This window comes from Natronococcus roseus (genome assembly GCF_043677095.1).
Lineage (GTDB): Archaea > Halobacteriota > Halobacteria > Halobacteriales > Natrialbaceae > Natronococcus > Natronococcus roseus.
On record NZ_JBHLJR010000001.1, the window covers coordinates 55,342 to 70,598 of the forward strand.

At 66.5% G+C, this 15,257-nt stretch carries 15 protein-coding genes; 8 read left to right on the top strand and 7 right to left on the bottom strand.

Annotated elements, in window-relative coordinates; all coding sequences use genetic code 11:
- Positions 1-158: 158 nt before the first annotated feature.
- Positions 159-2,033 carry a PINc/VapC family ATPase gene (locus ACFEMD_RS00335; protein WP_394738896.1) on the bottom strand — a complete coding sequence of 625 codons (1,875 nt, stop codon included), beginning with the start codon at positions 2,031-2,033 and terminating at the stop codon, positions 159-161.
- A 111-nt stretch (positions 2,034-2,144) separates the two neighbouring features.
- Between ACFEMD_RS00335 and ACFEMD_RS00340 the strand changes: the two genes are divergently transcribed.
- The gene (locus ACFEMD_RS00340; RefSeq protein WP_394738897.1) at positions 2,145-3,224 is read left to right on the top strand and encodes a M20 family metallopeptidase; all 1,080 of its coding nucleotides are present in this window, start codon (positions 2,145-2,147) and stop codon (positions 3,222-3,224) included.
- Between the two features lie 21 nt (positions 3,225-3,245).
- Here ACFEMD_RS00340 and ACFEMD_RS00345 read toward each other — a convergent pair whose 3' ends face one another.
- Complete coding sequence (locus ACFEMD_RS00345) at positions 3,246-3,581, bottom strand: FmdB family zinc ribbon protein (protein WP_394738898.1); 336 nt, start codon at positions 3,579-3,581, stop codon at positions 3,246-3,248.
- Between the two features lie 164 nt (positions 3,582-3,745).
- Complete coding sequence (locus ACFEMD_RS00350; protein ID WP_394738899.1) at positions 3,746-4,102, bottom strand: hypothetical protein; 357 nt, start codon at positions 4,100-4,102, stop codon at positions 3,746-3,748.
- 161 nt (positions 4,103-4,263) lie between these two features.
- On the opposite strand from ACFEMD_RS00350, the gene ACFEMD_RS00355 reads away from it, so the two are divergent.
- Entirely contained in the window at positions 4,264-5,793 is a 1,530-nt protein-coding gene (locus ACFEMD_RS00355; protein WP_394738900.1) for a carboxypeptidase M32, read from the top strand.
- Positions 5,794-5,953: 160 nt separating this feature from the next.
- Here ACFEMD_RS00355 and ACFEMD_RS00360 read toward each other — a convergent pair whose 3' ends face one another.
- Complete coding sequence (locus ACFEMD_RS00360) at positions 5,954-6,880, bottom strand: DMT family transporter (protein ID WP_394738901.1); 927 nt, start codon at positions 6,878-6,880, stop codon at positions 5,954-5,956.
- 156 nt (positions 6,881-7,036) lie between these two features.
- Between ACFEMD_RS00360 and ACFEMD_RS00365 the strand changes: the two genes are divergently transcribed.
- The 6 genes from ACFEMD_RS00365 (at position 7,037) to ACFEMD_RS00390 (ending at position 11,942) form a co-directional block, all read left to right on the top strand.
- Positions 7,037-8,572: a carboxypeptidase M32 gene (locus ACFEMD_RS00365; protein ID WP_394738902.1), complete on the top strand. Its 1,536-nt coding sequence runs from the start codon at positions 7,037-7,039 to the stop codon at positions 8,570-8,572.
- A gap of 70 nt (positions 8,573-8,642) precedes the next feature.
- Positions 8,643-9,383 carry an SDR family oxidoreductase gene (locus ACFEMD_RS00370; protein WP_394738903.1) on the top strand — a complete coding sequence of 247 codons (741 nt, stop codon included), beginning with the start codon at positions 8,643-8,645 and terminating at the stop codon, positions 9,381-9,383.
- A 58-nt stretch (positions 9,384-9,441) separates the two neighbouring features.
- The gene (locus ACFEMD_RS00375) at positions 9,442-9,996 is read left to right on the top strand and encodes a hypothetical protein (RefSeq protein ID WP_394738904.1); all 555 of its coding nucleotides are present in this window, start codon (positions 9,442-9,444) and stop codon (positions 9,994-9,996) included.
- A 54-nt stretch (positions 9,997-10,050) separates the two neighbouring features.
- Positions 10,051-11,025, top strand: coding sequence for an ABC transporter substrate-binding protein (locus ACFEMD_RS00380; protein ID WP_394738905.1), 975 nt, complete (start codon positions 10,051-10,053; stop codon positions 11,023-11,025).
- 2 nt (positions 11,026-11,027) lie between these two features.
- Positions 11,028-11,438: a desampylase gene (locus ACFEMD_RS00385; RefSeq protein ID WP_394738906.1), complete on the top strand. Its 411-nt coding sequence runs from the start codon at positions 11,028-11,030 to the stop codon at positions 11,436-11,438.
- 87 nt (positions 11,439-11,525) lie between these two features.
- A complete protein-coding gene (locus tag ACFEMD_RS00390; protein ID WP_394738907.1) occupies positions 11,526-11,942 on the top strand; it encodes a hypothetical protein in 417 nt (138 codons plus the stop codon).
- Between the two features lie 100 nt (positions 11,943-12,042).
- Here the strand turns inward: ACFEMD_RS00390 and ACFEMD_RS00395 are convergent, their stop codons facing one another.
- The 3 genes from ACFEMD_RS00395 to ACFEMD_RS00405 all read right to left on the bottom strand — a co-directional run bounded on the left by ACFEMD_RS00395 (position 12,043) and on the right by ACFEMD_RS00405 (position 15,170).
- Positions 12,043-13,098: a S66 family peptidase gene (locus ACFEMD_RS00395; RefSeq protein WP_394738908.1), complete on the bottom strand. Its 1,056-nt coding sequence runs from the start codon at positions 13,096-13,098 to the stop codon at positions 12,043-12,045.
- A 63-nt stretch (positions 13,099-13,161) separates the two neighbouring features.
- The gene (locus ACFEMD_RS00400) at positions 13,162-13,608 is read right to left on the bottom strand and encodes a hypothetical protein (RefSeq protein WP_394738909.1); all 447 of its coding nucleotides are present in this window, start codon (positions 13,606-13,608) and stop codon (positions 13,162-13,164) included.
- 98 nt (positions 13,609-13,706) lie between these two features.
- The gene (locus ACFEMD_RS00405; RefSeq protein WP_394738910.1) at positions 13,707-15,170 is read right to left on the bottom strand and encodes a sulfatase-like hydrolase/transferase; all 1,464 of its coding nucleotides are present in this window, start codon (positions 15,168-15,170) and stop codon (positions 13,707-13,709) included.
- Between the last annotated feature and the right edge of the window lie 87 nt (positions 15,171-15,257).

The following is a 15,257-nucleotide window of genomic DNA, read 5'->3' on the forward strand; positions in this document are numbered from 1 at the left end:
TCCTTGCGGTCGATCGCCTGTTCGAGATCGTCCGCGATCGCGCTGCCTCGCGAGACCTGGATCTCACGCACGGACCTTTTTCCGCTCGGGTCGGCGAGCCGACCGCTCGCGCAAAAATCTCCACCAAAAAGCCGCTCGCTTCGCTCGCGGTCGGAGTCTTAGGAGGGAACAACCGTGATCGGGTCCTTCCGATCGATCGCCTGCTCGAGATCGTCCGCGATCGCGCTGCCTCGCGAGACCTGGATCTCGCCGCCGCGGCTCACCGTCGCGGTGAAGAGGTAGTCGCCGCCGGCCTGGACCTCGACGGTCTCGCCGTGGCTGCCGTCGACGGGGATGACGATGTGCCTCGAGGTGATCTCCGGCGTGACCATCTCGCCGGGCTGGGAGCTGGCAGTGTTTCCGCCGGCTCCGCCGCCGCTACCGCCGCTTCCGGCTCCGTAGTTCGGATTCTCGTCGTGGGTTCGGACGTCGATATCGATCCCGAGTCGGTTCTCGATGTCGGTGATGCGGCCGCCACCTTTGCCGATCACGCTTGAGATGTCGTCCTCCTCGACGTAGGTGATCGCCTTGTCCTGGCTCTTGAGGTCGACGTCGACGTACCCTCGCGCGACCGAGCGGATCTCGCGTTCGATCTCCTGTTTGGCGATGCGGTCGACGCCCGACTCGCTGCCGGGGCCGCCCTCGTCGTCGTTGAGCGGGACGGTGACGACCTGGCGGTTGAACGTGTAGATCTCGTAGTCGGGTTCGCCCGTCTCGAAGTCGGTGACCTGGATGACGGGTCGAGCGAGGTCCTCTTCGGTGAGCCCCGCGGGGACCTTGACCTCGGTGCGGACGTCGTAGACGGTGTTGACCTCCCCGGCCTCGATGTAAACGACGGTGTCGACGACCTGGGGGATCATGCCGAGTTCGACGCGGCCGACGAGTCGCTGGAGCGCGTCGATCGGTCGGGTCGCGTGGACGACGCCGATCATGCCGACGCCGGCCAGGCGCATGTCCGCGAAGACCTCGAAGTCATCGGTCTTGCGGACCTCGTCGTAGATGGTGTAGTCGGGTCGGACCATCAGCAGGGCGTCGGCCGTCTTCTCCATTTCGCCGGCCAGCTCGGTGTACTGGGTGATCTCGGGGCCGACCTGCAGGTCACGCGGTTTCTCCATCGTCTTGACCGCGTAGTCGTTGTTCGAGATGAAGCGGGCGACCGCCTGTGCGAACGTCGACTTCCCGGCGCCCGGCGCCCCCGAGATGAGGACGCCCCGCTGGCGCTCGAGCAGCCGCTCTTTCAGCTCGTCGGCGTTCTCGTAGTCCTCGATGTCGGTCTGGGCGATCGGGCGGACGGCGGTGATCTCGATGCCGTCCGAGAACGGGGGTCTGCCGATGGCGATCCGGTAGTCCCGGAACTGGACGATTTTCATCCCCGGTTCCGAGAGTTCGATGAATCCGTCGTGGGACTCCTTGGCGCCGTCGACGATCTCGCGGGCGTACTCGTCGATCGTCTCCTCGTCGAGCGGTTCGTCGGCGATCTCCTCGTAGCGCATCTCGCCGAGCTCGCCGCGTTTGGCCTTCGGGACGGCGCCGGCTCGCAGGTGGACGCTCATCGTCCCGTCGTCGAAGAACTCCTCGATCGTCAGCGTGCCGACCTCCCGGACCTCTGGGGAGACGTGCTCGACCTCGAGACCCTTCGCCTGGGCGACCTCGGCCTGGACGATGTCGCTCGTCAGGAACGTGGCGCCCAGCTCCTCGGCGAGGTCGCGGATCAGCGCGTCGATTTCGCCCTCGGAGGCGTGGCCGCGCTCGATGGCGTTCGGTCGGTCGCCGACGTACTCGAGCGTAATGGCGCCCTCGTCGGCGAGGTCGGCGAGCCGCTGGAGCTCGGAAAGTCCGTCCCAGCCGCTGTCGAGGCCGTCGTTGGCCTGCGCCTCGAGTTCCGCGACGACGGCTTCCGGCACCGAAATCGTCGCTCCCTCGAACTGCCCGTCTTCGATCGTCGCCGAGACGCGGCCGTCGATGACCACGCTCGTATCCGGCACGACATTCATACCGTCTACTGGGTCCCGAACGCCAATAAGGGTGTTCAAGCACATGAAGGGGGCGTCAGTCGGTCCCACGACTGCGGTGCAATCAACTACTCCGAAATGAAAGGGACGCCCATGTCGGTCATCGATCTGACTCGGGAGCTCGTACGGACGCCGAGCCACGAGGACGAGACGGCTGCAGGAGACCTGCTCGAGGAGTGGTTGCGCCGCGAGACCGCGGCCGAGGTAACGCGGGACGAGGTCGGCAACGTCCTCGCCAGCAAGGGAACGGGAAAGGAGACGCTTGCGCTCGTGGGCCACCACGACGTCGTCGAGCCCGCCGACTCGCAGGTCCGCCCGGGCGGCGACGAGTACGTCGTCGAGGAGCGCGACGGCCGACTGTACGGTCGGGGAACGGCGGACATGAAGGGAGCGGTCGCCGCGGCAGCGGTCGCGTTCCGCGATGCGGACCCTGCCGGCGAACTCGTCTTCGCGAGCTTCGTCGGCGAGGAAGTCGGAGGGGTCGGCGCTCGCCACGCCATCGAGAACGGGTTCGCGCCCGACTACGCGATCGTCGGCGAGGGATCGACCGGGTACTCGGCGCCCGGCGTCACCGACGTCGCCGTCGCCCACAAGGGACGCCGCGGGAGCACGATCACCGCCCGCGGAGCGCGAGCTCACGCGAGCGAACAGGAGGCCGGCGAGAACGCGATCTACCGGGCGAGTGACGCCGTCGACGTCGTTCGGAATCTCGAGGCGCCGACGGTCGAGGTGGCCGGCGAGCGGCTCGCGGGCAGCGTCGTCGTCACCGAGATCGAGGGCGGGACGGCGATGAACGTCGTTCCCGACCGCTGTGAGCTGACGGTCGACGAGCGGACGGTGCCCGGCGAGCGGGCGACTCTCGAGCGGGTCGAGGACCTCGAGGGCGTCGAGTGGACGATCGATCAGGACCTGCCGCCGATGGAGTGTGACGACGAGGCGTTCGCCGAGGCGGTCCTCGAGGCGGCTGACGGTGCCCAGTCGGGCGCGCCGAAGCTCGTGACGAAACCGCACGCGACCGACGCCGGTTGGCTCTCGCGAGCGGGGACCGAGTGCGTGATCTGTGGCGCCTCGGAACCCGGTGAGGCCCACACCGATACGGAGAGCGTCTCGATCGCGGTGCTCGAGCGCTGTGTCGACCTCTACCGTCGCGCGGCCGAGACGTGGCCGCGCTGACGCCGCTGTCGCGCTGTCCCCTCACTCGCGGTCGGTCGTATCGTCGGTTTCGCCGGTCGGCGCGGAGACGTCGGCGGAATCGGTCGACGGTTCGGATTCCTCGTCGCTTGCCGGTTCCGTCGCGTCACCCTCGCCGCTGGATCCCTCCGTCGCGTCACGTTCGTCCGGGCTGTGCTCGTCGCCAGCGTTCGCGTCGCGTTCGGTGACGTTCTCGCTGCCACACTCCGGGCACGCCTGCTCGGTGTAGAACGTGTTTCCACACTCCTCGCAGCGGTACCCCGCCTCGTCGGCGGCCGCCTCCTTCGCCTCGTGCGTGAACTCGCCGACCTTGCGGCCGAGTTTCTCGAACAGTCCCATTGGTCACGAATTGGCGATCGAATCGGATAACTCTTCACCGTCGGTGAGCGCGACGCCGCGCTCGTATTTTCACGTCGGAAAAGCGAGTGCGTATCTGACTTCCTCCCACGACTGAAGTCGTGGGTTTTCTCCTCGAATCTCTGTAACGCGATGCAGTAGGACGGTTAGGCACCGGGGACGCCGGCCGCCTCGAATCCGGTAAGCCCGACGAACGCGAGCACGTACAGCACGACGAGCACCGACAGCCAGGCGACGACGGTGATCGTGAGTGCCTCGATCCAGCCGCCCGGATACCGGGAGTTGATCACGGCGAGGTACGCGAGGAACACCAGTATCGGACCCAACAGCGGGATCCAGCCAAGGAAGAACCCAACGACTGCCCAGACGATCGCCCCGACGAGGGCAGTGATGAACGCGTAGGTGTAGTCCTCGACATCCGCGACGAACTTCGCCCCGAGGAAGATCCCGAGGGCGCCGATGAGCAAGCTGACGATGAACACGACGAGTGATGCGACGACCATTGCATCACGTTACTCACCAGTCTCGACAAACAGTCCGTGGCTTGCAGTTCCCACAGATGTATCATTCTCGAGCTTTTTTCGGAGAACTGAACTCGAACCGCTACGGCGAGTGGATTCCGGAACCACGACGTTGATGGCACTTCCGTAAGTATTGCGAGCTAATGGCAACCGACCAGGCTCAGAGCGAGCAGCGCGGCGAGACCTACGATCAGTTCGAAGAACGCATTACACGCATCTCGAACGTCGGCAACGCGGCCGGAATCCTCCGCTGGGACCAGGAGGTCGTCATGCCCGAGGAGGGGACGCCCGCCCGCGCACAGCAGCTCTCGGCGCTGTCCTCGATCAGCCACGAACTGCTGACCGCCGACGAGACCGGCGACCTGCTCGAGACCCTCGAGTCCGCGGAGCTCGGGGACGAACAGCAGGCCGCGGTTCGGGAAGTGCGACGTCAGTACGACCGCGAGACGAGCGTCCCACAGGAACTCGTCGAGGAGATCTCCGAGACGAGCGCCAACGCCCACCCGACCTGGAAGCAGGCGAAGGAGGAAGACGACTTCGAGCAGTTCGCGCCGACCCTCGAGAAGCTCGTCGAACTCAAGCGGGAGTACGCCGAGCACATCGACCCCGACGCCGACCCCTACGCCGTGCTCTTCGCCGACTATGAGCCCTACCTGGATCTCGAGACGGCCGAGCGAGTGCTCGATCGCCTGCGCGAGGAGCTCGTTCCGCTGATCGACGCGATCCAGGACAGCGACGTCGACCTCGCCACCGATACCTTTGCGGGAGAGTTCGACGACGACGACCAGGAGGCGCTGGCCCGCGACGTCCTCGACGCACTGGGGTACGACTGGGGTCGCGGTCGCCTCGACACCGCACCCCACCCGTTCTCCTCGGGGACGCAGTTCGACGCCCGCGTCACGACCCGCTTCGAGGAAGACGACCTGCTGGGCTCGCTGACCTCGACGATCCACGAGTTCGGCCACGCCAACTACACGCTCGGACTGCCCGACGAGGCCTACGGCACCCCCCTCGGGGACTCCCGTGACCTGACGGTCCACGAGTCCCAGTCCCGCCTCTGGGAGAACCACGTCGGCCGCTCGCAGCCGTTCTGGGAGCAGTTCCTGCCGACCGTCGCCGACCGGTTCGGAGAGCTCGAGGACGCAACTCCCGAAGAGGCCTACGAGGCCGCCAACCAGGTGTACGACGACAACCTTATCCGGGTCGAGGCGGACGAACTCACCTACCACCTCCACATCGTGATCCGCTTCGAGATCGAGCGCGACCTCATCTCGGGCGACCTCGACGTCGAGGACGTTCCCGAAGTCTGGAACGACAAGTACGAGGAGTACCTCGGCGTCCGGCCCGAAACCGACGCGGAGGGCTGTCTGCAGGACATCCACTGGTCTCACGGCTCCTTCGGCTACTTCCCGACGTACTCGCTCGGCTCCGTGCTCGCGGCCCAGCTGTACGCCGCTGCCGAGGACGACCTCGGCGATCTGGACGACGATATTCGAGCGGGGGAGTTCGACGAGCTCAACGGCTGGCTGCGCGAGCAGATCCACCAGCACGGCTGCCGGTACACCACTCCTGACCTGATCGAAGAAGCGACCGGTGAGGAGTTCACGGCCGACTACTTCCTCGGGTACGTGAAATCGAAGTACGGCGAGCTGTACGACCTCGAGGACTACTGAGACCGTTCGTCGGGATCGCTTCTCGCTTCTCCGAACGAGTATCCCCTATTCGGGTGTCGATCGGGAGTCCGTGCGATCGGGAGCGCGACGACGTAGTTCCGCGTCCGAAAGCGGGCCCACGGACGCGGCACGAAATCCCCCAGCTGAAGCCGCGGGGGAATCAGTCGGCCGTCTGTTCAGTTTTCAGCGTCGAAAGCTCCCGTGCGATGAACCGCCGCTTCGTGAGGACGAATCCGACGGCGATGAGGACGAATCCGAAGACGGTCGAGAGGTAGATCTCGTCGCCGAGATAGAGCCACCCGACGACCGCGGCGATGGCGGGCGCGACGTACGAGACCATGTTGAGTTCGACCGGGCCGAGATTCTCGAGCAGGGTAAAGTACAGGAAGAAGCCGAGCACGCTCGAGACGACCACGAGAAACGCCAGCGAGCCGATCGCCTCCGGGTGTGTCCACGCGCCGACGTCGATCGGTTCGCCCACCGACGCGCTCACCGCGTGCATGAGAATCGCTCCGCCGAGCATCGCCCACGCCTGCATGGTAAGCGTGGGAAGCGACGACTCGATCCGCTGCGAGAGGACGCTTCCGAGCGCCATCGCCGAAGCGGCACAGAAGATGAGACCGGTAGCGATGACGTCCGAGGACAGCAGGTTTGCGGGGTCAGGCCGTGCGATGACGACCACGCCGGCGACGCCGAACAGAAGCCCGCCGATGCCGATCGGAGTCAGCGAGTACTCCGGGACGAACACCCGCGAGAAACCGGCCGAGAGAATCGGGGTAAGACTCACGACGATTGCGGCCGTCGCGGCGGTCGTGTACTGTTGGCCGGTAAAGAGGAACGCGTGGTACGCGGCGATGAGAAACACCGCACCGACGGCGACCTCCGCCCACTCGTTTCGCCCCCGTGGACGCCACGCGGTCTCCGCGTGATAGACGTACGCGAGGAGCAGTATTGCGGCGAGATCGTACCGAAACGCGGCGAGCAACACCGGCGGAAAGTGCAACAGCCCGGCGCTGATCGCGACGAACGTCGTTCCCCAGATGAGACAGAGGGTGAGAAACAGACCGCCGTTCCGATATCGGGTCACGGATCGGGTGTTCTCTGCACCCGTGCTTGAGCGTACCGAACCGTTTCTGTGGGTCGGTTCTCGAGTTCGCTGGAACGAGCCCGACTTGAATTTGCTGCCAGCTCGCGTCTCGATCCGAGCGTTTAGTATTCCCTACCGTATACTTCGAACCGAAACATGGGGACCGCTGACGAAACCCACGACACCGCTGACGCGCCCGACGCCTACCACGCCCTCCTCGAGCGCTCCGAGAAGCTCACCGATGTCCAGATGGCCTCGATGGCGCTGGGCTGGGACCAGCGCGTGATGATGCCCGAGGGCGGAACCCCTGCTCGAGCCGGCCAGCTCTCGACGCTGTCCGGACTGGGTCACGAGCTGCTGGTCGACGACGAGGTCGGCGAGTGGCTCGAGGAGCTCGATTCTATCGGCCTGAACGAGGAACAGGCGGCCGTCGTCCGCGAACTGCGCCGGGAGTACGACCGCTCCGCCGAGGTGCCCGCAGCGCTGGTCGAACGGCTCGCGGCCCACCAGGCCGAGACCCAGCAGGTCTGGCAAGAGGCGAAAGCCGCCGACGACTTCGAGCGCTTCGCGCCGAACCTCGAGGAACTAATCGGCCTCCACCGCGAGCGGGCGGCGGCGATCGACCCCGATGCGAACCCCTACAGAGTGCTGTACGAGGACAGCCTGCCCTACCTCCCGCTCGAGACCGTCGAGGGGATCTTCGACGAGCTTCGCGAGGGGCTCGTCCCGCTGATCGAAACGATCGAGGCCGAGGGCCGGGAGCTTCCCTCGCCGTTCCGGGATCCGGAGTACGCGTACGACGAAGCCGATCAGATGACCCTCTCTCAGGAGGTCGTCGATCTGCTCGGCTATCCCGAGGGACACGGTCGCCTCGACACCGCACCACACCCGTTCATGTCGGGCAACCAGTTCGACGCCCGGATCACCACCCGGTTCCGGGAGCACGACCCGATCGACGCCCTGATGGCGACGATCCACGAGTTCGGCCACGCCAGCTACCAGCTCGGACTGCCGAAAGAGGAGTACGGCAACCCCCTCGGCGCCTCGCTCTCCTCGGGCGTCCACGAGTCCCAATCGCGGTTCTGGGAGAATCACGTCGGCCGGACGCGGGCGTTCTGGGAGTTCTTCCTCCCGACGATGAAAGACCACTTCCCGCACCTCGAGGACGTCACCGTCGACGAGGCCTACGCCGCAGTCAACCGGATCTACCCGGAGAACCTGATCCGCGTCGAGGCGGACGAACTCACCTACCACCTCCACATCATCCTCCGGTGTGAGATCGACCGGGCGTTCGTCGAGGGCGACCTGTCGGTTTCCGAGATTCCGAGCGTCTGGAACGAGAGGATGGACGACTACCTCGGCGTCGTCCCCGAAACCGACACCGACGGCTGTCTCCAGGACACCCACTGGTCGTACGGCTTCGCGGCGTTCCAGGGGTACACCGTCGGCAGCGTGCTCGCAGCCCAGCTCGACGCCGCGATCCGCGAGGATCTCGACGTCGACGGCCTGATCCGCGAGGGCGAGTTCGAGCCGCTCTGGGAGTGGCTGGCCGAGCACGTCCACCGCCACGGCCAGCGCTACCCCACCGAGGAGCTGATCGAGGTCGCGACGGGCGAACCGCTCACGGCGAAGTACTTCCTCGAGTACGTCGAGTCGAAGTACGGCGAGCTGTACGGACTCGACGATTACTGACGAACCCGAACCGGACACATTCGAGCCCTTCGGAAACGCTTAGGGGGTAACGGCCGTCCGACTCGGTACGATGACCGACACGCTCGAGCAGCAGACGGCGATCGTCACCGGAGCGAGCGCGGGGATCGGCGCGGCGACCTGCCGGGAGCTTGCGGACGCGGGGGCGAACGTCGTCCTCGCGGCCAGAAGCGAGGGCGACCTCGAGGAGTTGGCCGACGACCTCGAGAGCGAACACGACGTGGAGACACTCGTCGTCCCGACGAACGTCCGCGAGGAAGCGGACGTCGACGCCCTGATCGAGGAGACCGTCGATCGCTTCGGCGGGTTCGACATCCTGGTGAACAACGCCGGGCTTTCCCGGGGAAGCGAGATCGCCGAGATGAGCACCGAGGAGTACGAGACGATGCAGGAGACCAACGTCGACGGCGTCTTCTACGCGACTCGCGCGGCGATTCCCCACGTCCGCGAGCGGGAGGGTCACCTGATCTTCCTCGGCAGCTTCGCCGGGCAGTATCCCCGCTCCTTTAACCCGATCTACGCCGCCTCGAAGTGGTGGGTTCGCGGGTTCGCTAAGAGCGTCGCGGCACAGGTCGGGGACGATGGCGTCGGCGTCAGCATTGTCAACCCCGCGGAGGTCCGCTCGGAGTTCGAGACCACCAGCGGCGAGACGTTCGCCGAGGCGTTCGACGAGAGCGAGGCCAGCGAGCCCGAGGAGGTCGCCGAGGCGATCCGCTTCGTCGCGAGCCAGGACCGCTCGAGCGTGAGCGAACTCGACATCAACAGGCGGGACAAGTTCGCGGACCGGTTCTAATAAAAGGGGCTGGGAGTGCCGGCTCCAGTCTTACCCCCGAACGGACCGACTCTTGGGTATGCGCATCTCGATTCCCGGCTTCGACGGCGTCTACTTCGACACCGACGCGGAGTCGTCGGCGCTGACCCTCGCCTTTACCGCGGCGGGTCGCCGCGCGCCGAAACCGCAGGGGTACGCCGTGCAGCTGCTGCCGTACCTCTGGTCGTTTAACGTCGACCTCCGCGAAGTGCCCAACGATCACCCGATTCAGTACCTCCACCCGGAGGGCGCCCAGAGCCTGGGCGAGCTCCCCGCCGAACGAGGGGTTCGGCAGGCGGGCACCGAGCTCGAGACAGTCCTGCGGTTCGCGTGGGCGGTCAACGACGAGCTCGAGTCCGCGACCGGGAAGATGGTCGGCCGCCAGCGCGACCACGACGGCGTCACCATCGAGATCACCGACGGCAGCGTCGGCGTCGACGGCGAGGAACTCGGGACCGACGAGTTCGACATCGACGAGGACTCGACCGAGACGACGATCGACATCGAGGACGATCCGACCGAACAGCCGGGCGACTCGGCGGATCCGGACCACGAGTTCGGCGACGACTCCGAGCGGGATCTCGACGAGTACTGATTTCGTCGCTTCGCCGGGGCCGCAGCTTTTGATCCTGCCGTTCCTACGGGAGGTATGCGAATCGTTACGACGCTTCCATCGGCGACGGAACTCGTCACCGCGCTGGACCTCGAGCCCGTCGGCGTCTCCCACGAGTGTGACTATCCACAGCGCGTCGCGTCCCTGCCGTCGATCACGCGCTCCCGCGTCGACGCTGACGCCTCGAGCGAGGAGATCGACCGCCAGGTCCTCGAGATCGGCGAGACCGACGGCGGCGTCTACGAGGTCGACGTCGACCTGCTCGGAGAGCTCGAGCCGGACCTGATCGTCACGCAGGGGATGTGCGACGTCTGTGCGGTCGACGAGGCGGTGATCGCCGACGCGGTAGATCGCATCGAGGACGATCCCGACGTCCTGACGGTCGACCCCCACACCGTCGAGGACGTGCTGGACGACCTCGAGCGAGTCGGCCGTGCGACAGGTCGCGAGGAGCGCGCTCGAGCGGTTCGAGCGGAGCTCGAGGACCGAATCGAATCCGTTCGGGAGCAAACAGCCGCTATCGCGAGCGAGGAGCGACCCCGGGTCGCCATCTTCGACTGGACCGACCCCGTCATGATCGCGGGCCACTGGACGGCCGAACTCGTCGACTGGGCCGGGGGCGAGTACGGGCTGGCCGACGTCGGCCAGCGCTCGACCCCTCGCGAGTGGGAGGAGATCCTCGAGTACGATCCCGAACTCGTGGTCGTCGCGCCCTGCGGGTTCGGGCTCGAGCAGACCGCCGCGAATCGGGCTGACCTCACCGAGCGCGAGGGGTGGGACGAGCTCGCGGCGGTCCGCGAGGGTCGAGTGTGGGCGATGGACGGCCACCACTATCTCAACCGGCCCGGACCGCGGCTCGTAGACACCCTCGAGGCGCTGGCACCGATCGTCAGCCCCGAGCTGTTCGACGGGCCCGCCGACTCGGTCGCGGTCCCGTTCGACGAGCTCGAGGGGCTCGAAACCGACAGAAGCGATTCCTCAACCGAGCCGCGAGCGGATCCGACCCCGTAGCCGTGCTGGCACTGCCTGAAACCGTTCGCGACGAGATCGTCGACCGAGCTCGTGACGGGATACCGCTCGAGATCTGTGGCGTCCTCGGGGGCGAGTACGAGTCGAACGGTCGAAGCGAGGTTCGATCGCAGTACCCCGCCGAAAACGCCGCCGAGCACCCTCGAACCCGGTACCGGATCGACCCCGAGGAACAGCTCGCAATCTTCGATCGCCTCGAGGATCGGGGCGAGGAGATCGTCGGCTTCTATCACTCTCACCCGCAGGGCCCACCCCACCCCAGCGAGACCGACGCGGCCGACGCGACCTGGCCCGACCGGTCGTACGTCATCGTCTCGCTCGACCCCTTCGAGATCGGCTCCTGGCGCTGGCGCGAGGACGACGGGTTCGAGCGCGAGGACGTCGCCGTCGAGTGACCGTGCCCGGTTCAGGTACCGAGTCGGGTACCGTCACACACTGGTTAGCTGGCAACAATTATGCCGTTCGAGGGGTAACCGAACGTCATGGGTGAGCCCCCGCCGAGCGACGGCCGCCGATACGAGGCGGACCGACGGTCGTTCGTCGGTCGGCCGCTGCTGATCGCCATCGCGATGACCCCGCTCTTGCTTCTGGGTCCCGGTCGCGAAATCGTCTCGACGGAGGCGACGCTGCTCGCCGCTGGCGTCGGTGTCACAGTCGGCGCCTCGGCGTCGTTTGCCCTCGAGGAGGTTGATCTCTCCCACGTCGACGACATCGCGGCGACGATCGGGAGCGTCCTCGGTATCGTCGTCGCAACGGTCGGGCTGTGGCTCCTAGTGCCGACGGACTACGCGCCGACGCTGCCGCAGTTCGCGGTCGCGTTCCTCTGGGGGTTTGCGCTCGCGGACGTGGCACGCCGACGCCTCGAGCCGGAACGTAATTCGCCGGAGTTCGGCGCCTGACGGTCGTCGACGCCGAGCGCCGTGGCTTTCGTCCTGGCCTCTCACCCCCGGCAGAACGGACTCGAGACGGAGCCGACCGAACGGGGAGTCGAGCCCTCGCTCAGCAACACCGCACCGTCTCCGTCCCCGGCTCCAGTCGGAGGCGACCTCCGATCGGCAGCGGCGCGATCGGGGTCGTGTGTCCCCAGTCGAGACCTAACAGGACGGGCGCCTCCGAGTTGTACCGCCGAACCTGCTCGACGATCTCCGCGTACAGTCGCTCGCGGTAGGTCTCCCGTTGCTCGCGGGGCGGCTCCTCCAGGAAGCTCCGGGTCGGTGGACGCGCGATCGCGACGCCGTCGAACCGCTCGAGCAGCCCGCGCTCGCCGAGACACATGAGGGTCCCGCCGACGGTGTCGGGCCCGGGGACCGATTCGGCGGTTTCGAGACACAGGATCGCCCCGTCGAGGTCACTCCGTGCTGGCATGAACCGATCGGTCGCCAGGAACCACTCGACGATCGCGCGACACCCGCCCCACGCTCGCCCTTCGACGGCGTCGCTTCCACCTGCCCACCGTCGGCCCGGGTTCGGCTCGTAGGTCGGCGGCGAGTCCATCGCCGAGGGATCGGTCCACCACGTCGAGGGCTCGTCGGTCCATTCGGCGGCCGGCTCGAGACGACCGAGGACGTCCTCGAAAAACGCGCGCCGACAGTACCGCTCAGTGTAGCCGGGCAGCTCGCCCGGGACGGCGAGCTCGTTCATCAGCTGTGCGCCGTTGTACGAGACGACGCCCGCGTTCCACAGGAACAACTGGAGGGCGGTGTTGTCACTCATCCCGTAGAACCGGGTCGGATTGGCACGGAGGACGTCCGGGTCGAGATGTTTCAGGATCCGTAGCTGGTCGTTGCCGCCGATGGTGGCAACGATTCCACCGATATCGGGATCGCGGAAGGCAGCGTGGACGTCCGCAGCTCTGGCGCGGGGGTTGGCAGCCAGAAACTCGTTTCCCTGCCGGGCCGTCGGGTAGATGACTGGCTCGAGCTCGAATCGGTTGCGAAGCCGTTCGAGGCCCAGCTCGAAGATGTGGGGTGCTTCCCGCGCCCCGCCGCTCGAGGGAGCGAGGACGGCGACGAGATCGCCCCGTTCCAACGGTGGCGGCGTGACGAATTCGGACATACATCATCGTCACGCCGACCTGATATACTTCTGTCGCGACTCGTTGCCGTCGGCCGCGAGGAGTCATCCTCCGTTGCCGTCGGTCTCGAGGTCCGCGGCCTCCTGTTGTTTCTTCGCGGCCTCCTCGCGGAACTCGGTGATCCGATCCTGGAGCTCGCGGCCGACCTGATACTTGAAGTCGTCGGGCATCAGCCCGCGCTGGATATCGATCGTCACCATCGTGTCGCAGTCGTCGACGATCTCGGGGGCCCACTTCCCCGCCGCGAGTTTGGATTCGTCGGTGACGACGGCGTCGCCGTCCTCGACGTCGATGAAGGCGGTGACGGTGTTCCAGATCCCCGGATCGCTGGTCGTCGCCTCGTCGAACAACCCCTCGAGTCGGCTCTCTTTGACCGGTTCGTCCCGGAGCTCGATGACGAGGTCCTCGAGCGCGTCGGCGATCGCCTCGTCCTCGGCGGCTCGCTCGCGAAGCTCCTCGGGCCCGGGGTCGTCGCGTCCGGATCGGCTCATCGGTTCCCCTCCGTCGCGATCGGTCCGTCGGTCATGGGCGTGGCTACCCGCTTCGGGACCGTAAACGTACGCTTCCGGGTCGGGCGACGGATCCTGCCTCAGTCCCGTTCTCGTAGGACGTCCGGCACCCACTTCCGGTTCGGGTCGTCAGTCCGGTCCATCCAGGCGACCAGTCGCTCCCGCATCGCCTCGCGAACGTCGGCGTAGCCGGGGTGGTCGATCAGGTTCTGCAGCTCCGCGGGGTCGTCCTCGAGATCGTACAGTTCGTCGATATCGGGCCCGTTGTAGACGTACTTGTACCCTCTCGTTCTGACCATTCGCTGGGTGTAGAGCCCGAACTCGTCGCCGTGGTACTGTGCAAACACTGAATCCGGCCGATCGTCGGCCGCGTCGGCGTCCCCTTCGAGCAGAGAAACGAGACTCCGCGAGTGGAACGAGTCCGGAACCTCGAGACCACCCATCTCGAGGAAGGTCGCGGCCAGATCGTGGAGGTGAACGGGGTCCTCGCAAACCGAACCGGGGTCGACGACGCCCGGCCAGCGAACCTGTAGCGGGATCCGGTAGGTGTCGTCGTACATCAGCGGCCCCTTGTTGAACTGGCGGTGGCCCCCGACGAAGTCGCCGTGGTCGGAGGCGTGGACGACCGCAGTTTCCTCCTCGAGCCCGCGTTCCTCGAGCGTCTCGAGGATCCGCTCGAGCTGGTCGTCGATCATGGTCACGAACCCGCGGTACTTCGCGACCGCCTCGGCCCAGGTGTCCCAGTCGAAGTCGGCGACGCCCCGGTAGTGCAGGAAGTTCTCGTGGACCCGGGGTTTCCCGTCGAACGTCTCGGCGTAGCTGTCGGGGCGGTCGATCTTCGCTGGGTCGTACATCGAGGCGTACGGCTCGGGGACGACGTAGGGGTGGTGGGGACCGTAGAAGTCCGCCCGGTGGAAGAACGGCTCCTCGCGGTCGTCCTCGGCGTGGGCCTCGATCGCGTCGATCGTCCGCTCGGCGAGGAAGTAGGCTCGTGTGTCCTCGACATCGACCGGCGACGTCGCGGCGACGAAGGTTCCGTCCTCGCTTCCGCCGCGGGTGTAGATCTCGTCCTTGAGCTCGGTCTCCTCGAGGGGGGTCCCGCGCTCCTCGCGGTACTCGCGGAACGCCTCGTCGATGTCGTCGTGGTGTACGTCGCTGCCGCCCAGATAGGAGAAACCGAAGTCCTCGGGCGTCTGGTCGTCGCCGACGTGCCACTTGCCCGTGTAGGTGAGTTCGTATCCCGACTCGGCGAGCAGCTCGGAGAACGTCGGCAGCTCCGTCGGCAGGTTCGCCCGGATCGCGTCGGCCTCGTGGCTGTTGTTCAGCATCCCGTGACCGTGGGGGAACAGCCCCGTCAGAAGAGAGGCCCGAGCGCTCGTACAGATGCTGATCGGAGTAACGGCCCGCTCGAAACGCATCCCCTCGTCCGAGAGCCGATCCACCGTCGGGGTCTCGACGGACGGGCCGTCGGGCGCGGAGTAGTCGTAGCGCTCCTGATCGGTGAGGACGAACAACACGTTCGGACGACCGTCGGCGTCTGGCATCGGGCGTCGTACGGCGAGCGCGCAGTTAACGGTGGTCCTCGACTCCCGGAGGACTGCTCCCGTAATTCACTGAATTGAACCAGATAA

What these genes read in the sequence shown, in the direction of transcription:
- ACFEMD_RS00375 (WP_394738904.1), top strand. Translation starts at nt 9,442, where the DNA reads ATGCGCATCTCGATTCCCGGCTTCGACGGCGTCTACTTCGACACCGAC.
- ACFEMD_RS00390 (WP_394738907.1), top strand. Translation starts at nt 11,526, where the DNA reads ATGGGTGAGCCCCCGCCGAGCGACGGCCGCCGATACGAGGCGGACCGA.
- ACFEMD_RS00395 (WP_394738908.1), bottom strand. Translation starts at nt 13,098, where the DNA reads ATGTCCGAATTCGTCACGCCGCCACCGTTGGAACGGGGCGATCTCGTC.
- ACFEMD_RS00370 (WP_394738903.1), top strand. Translation starts at nt 8,643, where the DNA reads ATGACCGACACGCTCGAGCAGCAGACGGCGATCGTCACCGGAGCGAGC.
- ACFEMD_RS00345 (WP_394738898.1), bottom strand. Translation starts at nt 3,581, where the DNA reads ATGGGACTGTTCGAGAAACTCGGCCGCAAGGTCGGCGAGTTCACGCAC.
- ACFEMD_RS00340 (WP_394738897.1), top strand. Translation starts at nt 2,145, where the DNA reads ATGTCGGTCATCGATCTGACTCGGGAGCTCGTACGGACGCCGAGCCAC.
- ACFEMD_RS00380 (WP_394738905.1), top strand. Translation starts at nt 10,051, where the DNA reads ATGCGAATCGTTACGACGCTTCCATCGGCGACGGAACTCGTCACCGCG.
- ACFEMD_RS00365 (WP_394738902.1), top strand. Translation starts at nt 7,037, where the DNA reads ATGGGGACCGCTGACGAAACCCACGACACCGCTGACGCGCCCGACGCC.
- ACFEMD_RS00335 (WP_394738896.1), bottom strand. Translation starts at nt 2,033, where the DNA reads ATGAATGTCGTGCCGGATACGAGCGTGGTCATCGACGGCCGCGTCTCG.
- ACFEMD_RS00400 (WP_394738909.1), bottom strand. Translation starts at nt 13,608, where the DNA reads ATGAGCCGATCCGGACGCGACGACCCCGGGCCCGAGGAGCTTCGCGAG.
- ACFEMD_RS00355 (WP_394738900.1), top strand. Translation starts at nt 4,264, where the DNA reads ATGGCAACCGACCAGGCTCAGAGCGAGCAGCGCGGCGAGACCTACGAT.
- ACFEMD_RS00350 (WP_394738899.1), bottom strand. Translation starts at nt 4,102, where the DNA reads ATGGTCGTCGCATCACTCGTCGTGTTCATCGTCAGCTTGCTCATCGGC.
- ACFEMD_RS00405 (WP_394738910.1), bottom strand. Translation starts at nt 15,170, where the DNA reads ATGCCAGACGCCGACGGTCGTCCGAACGTGTTGTTCGTCCTCACCGAT.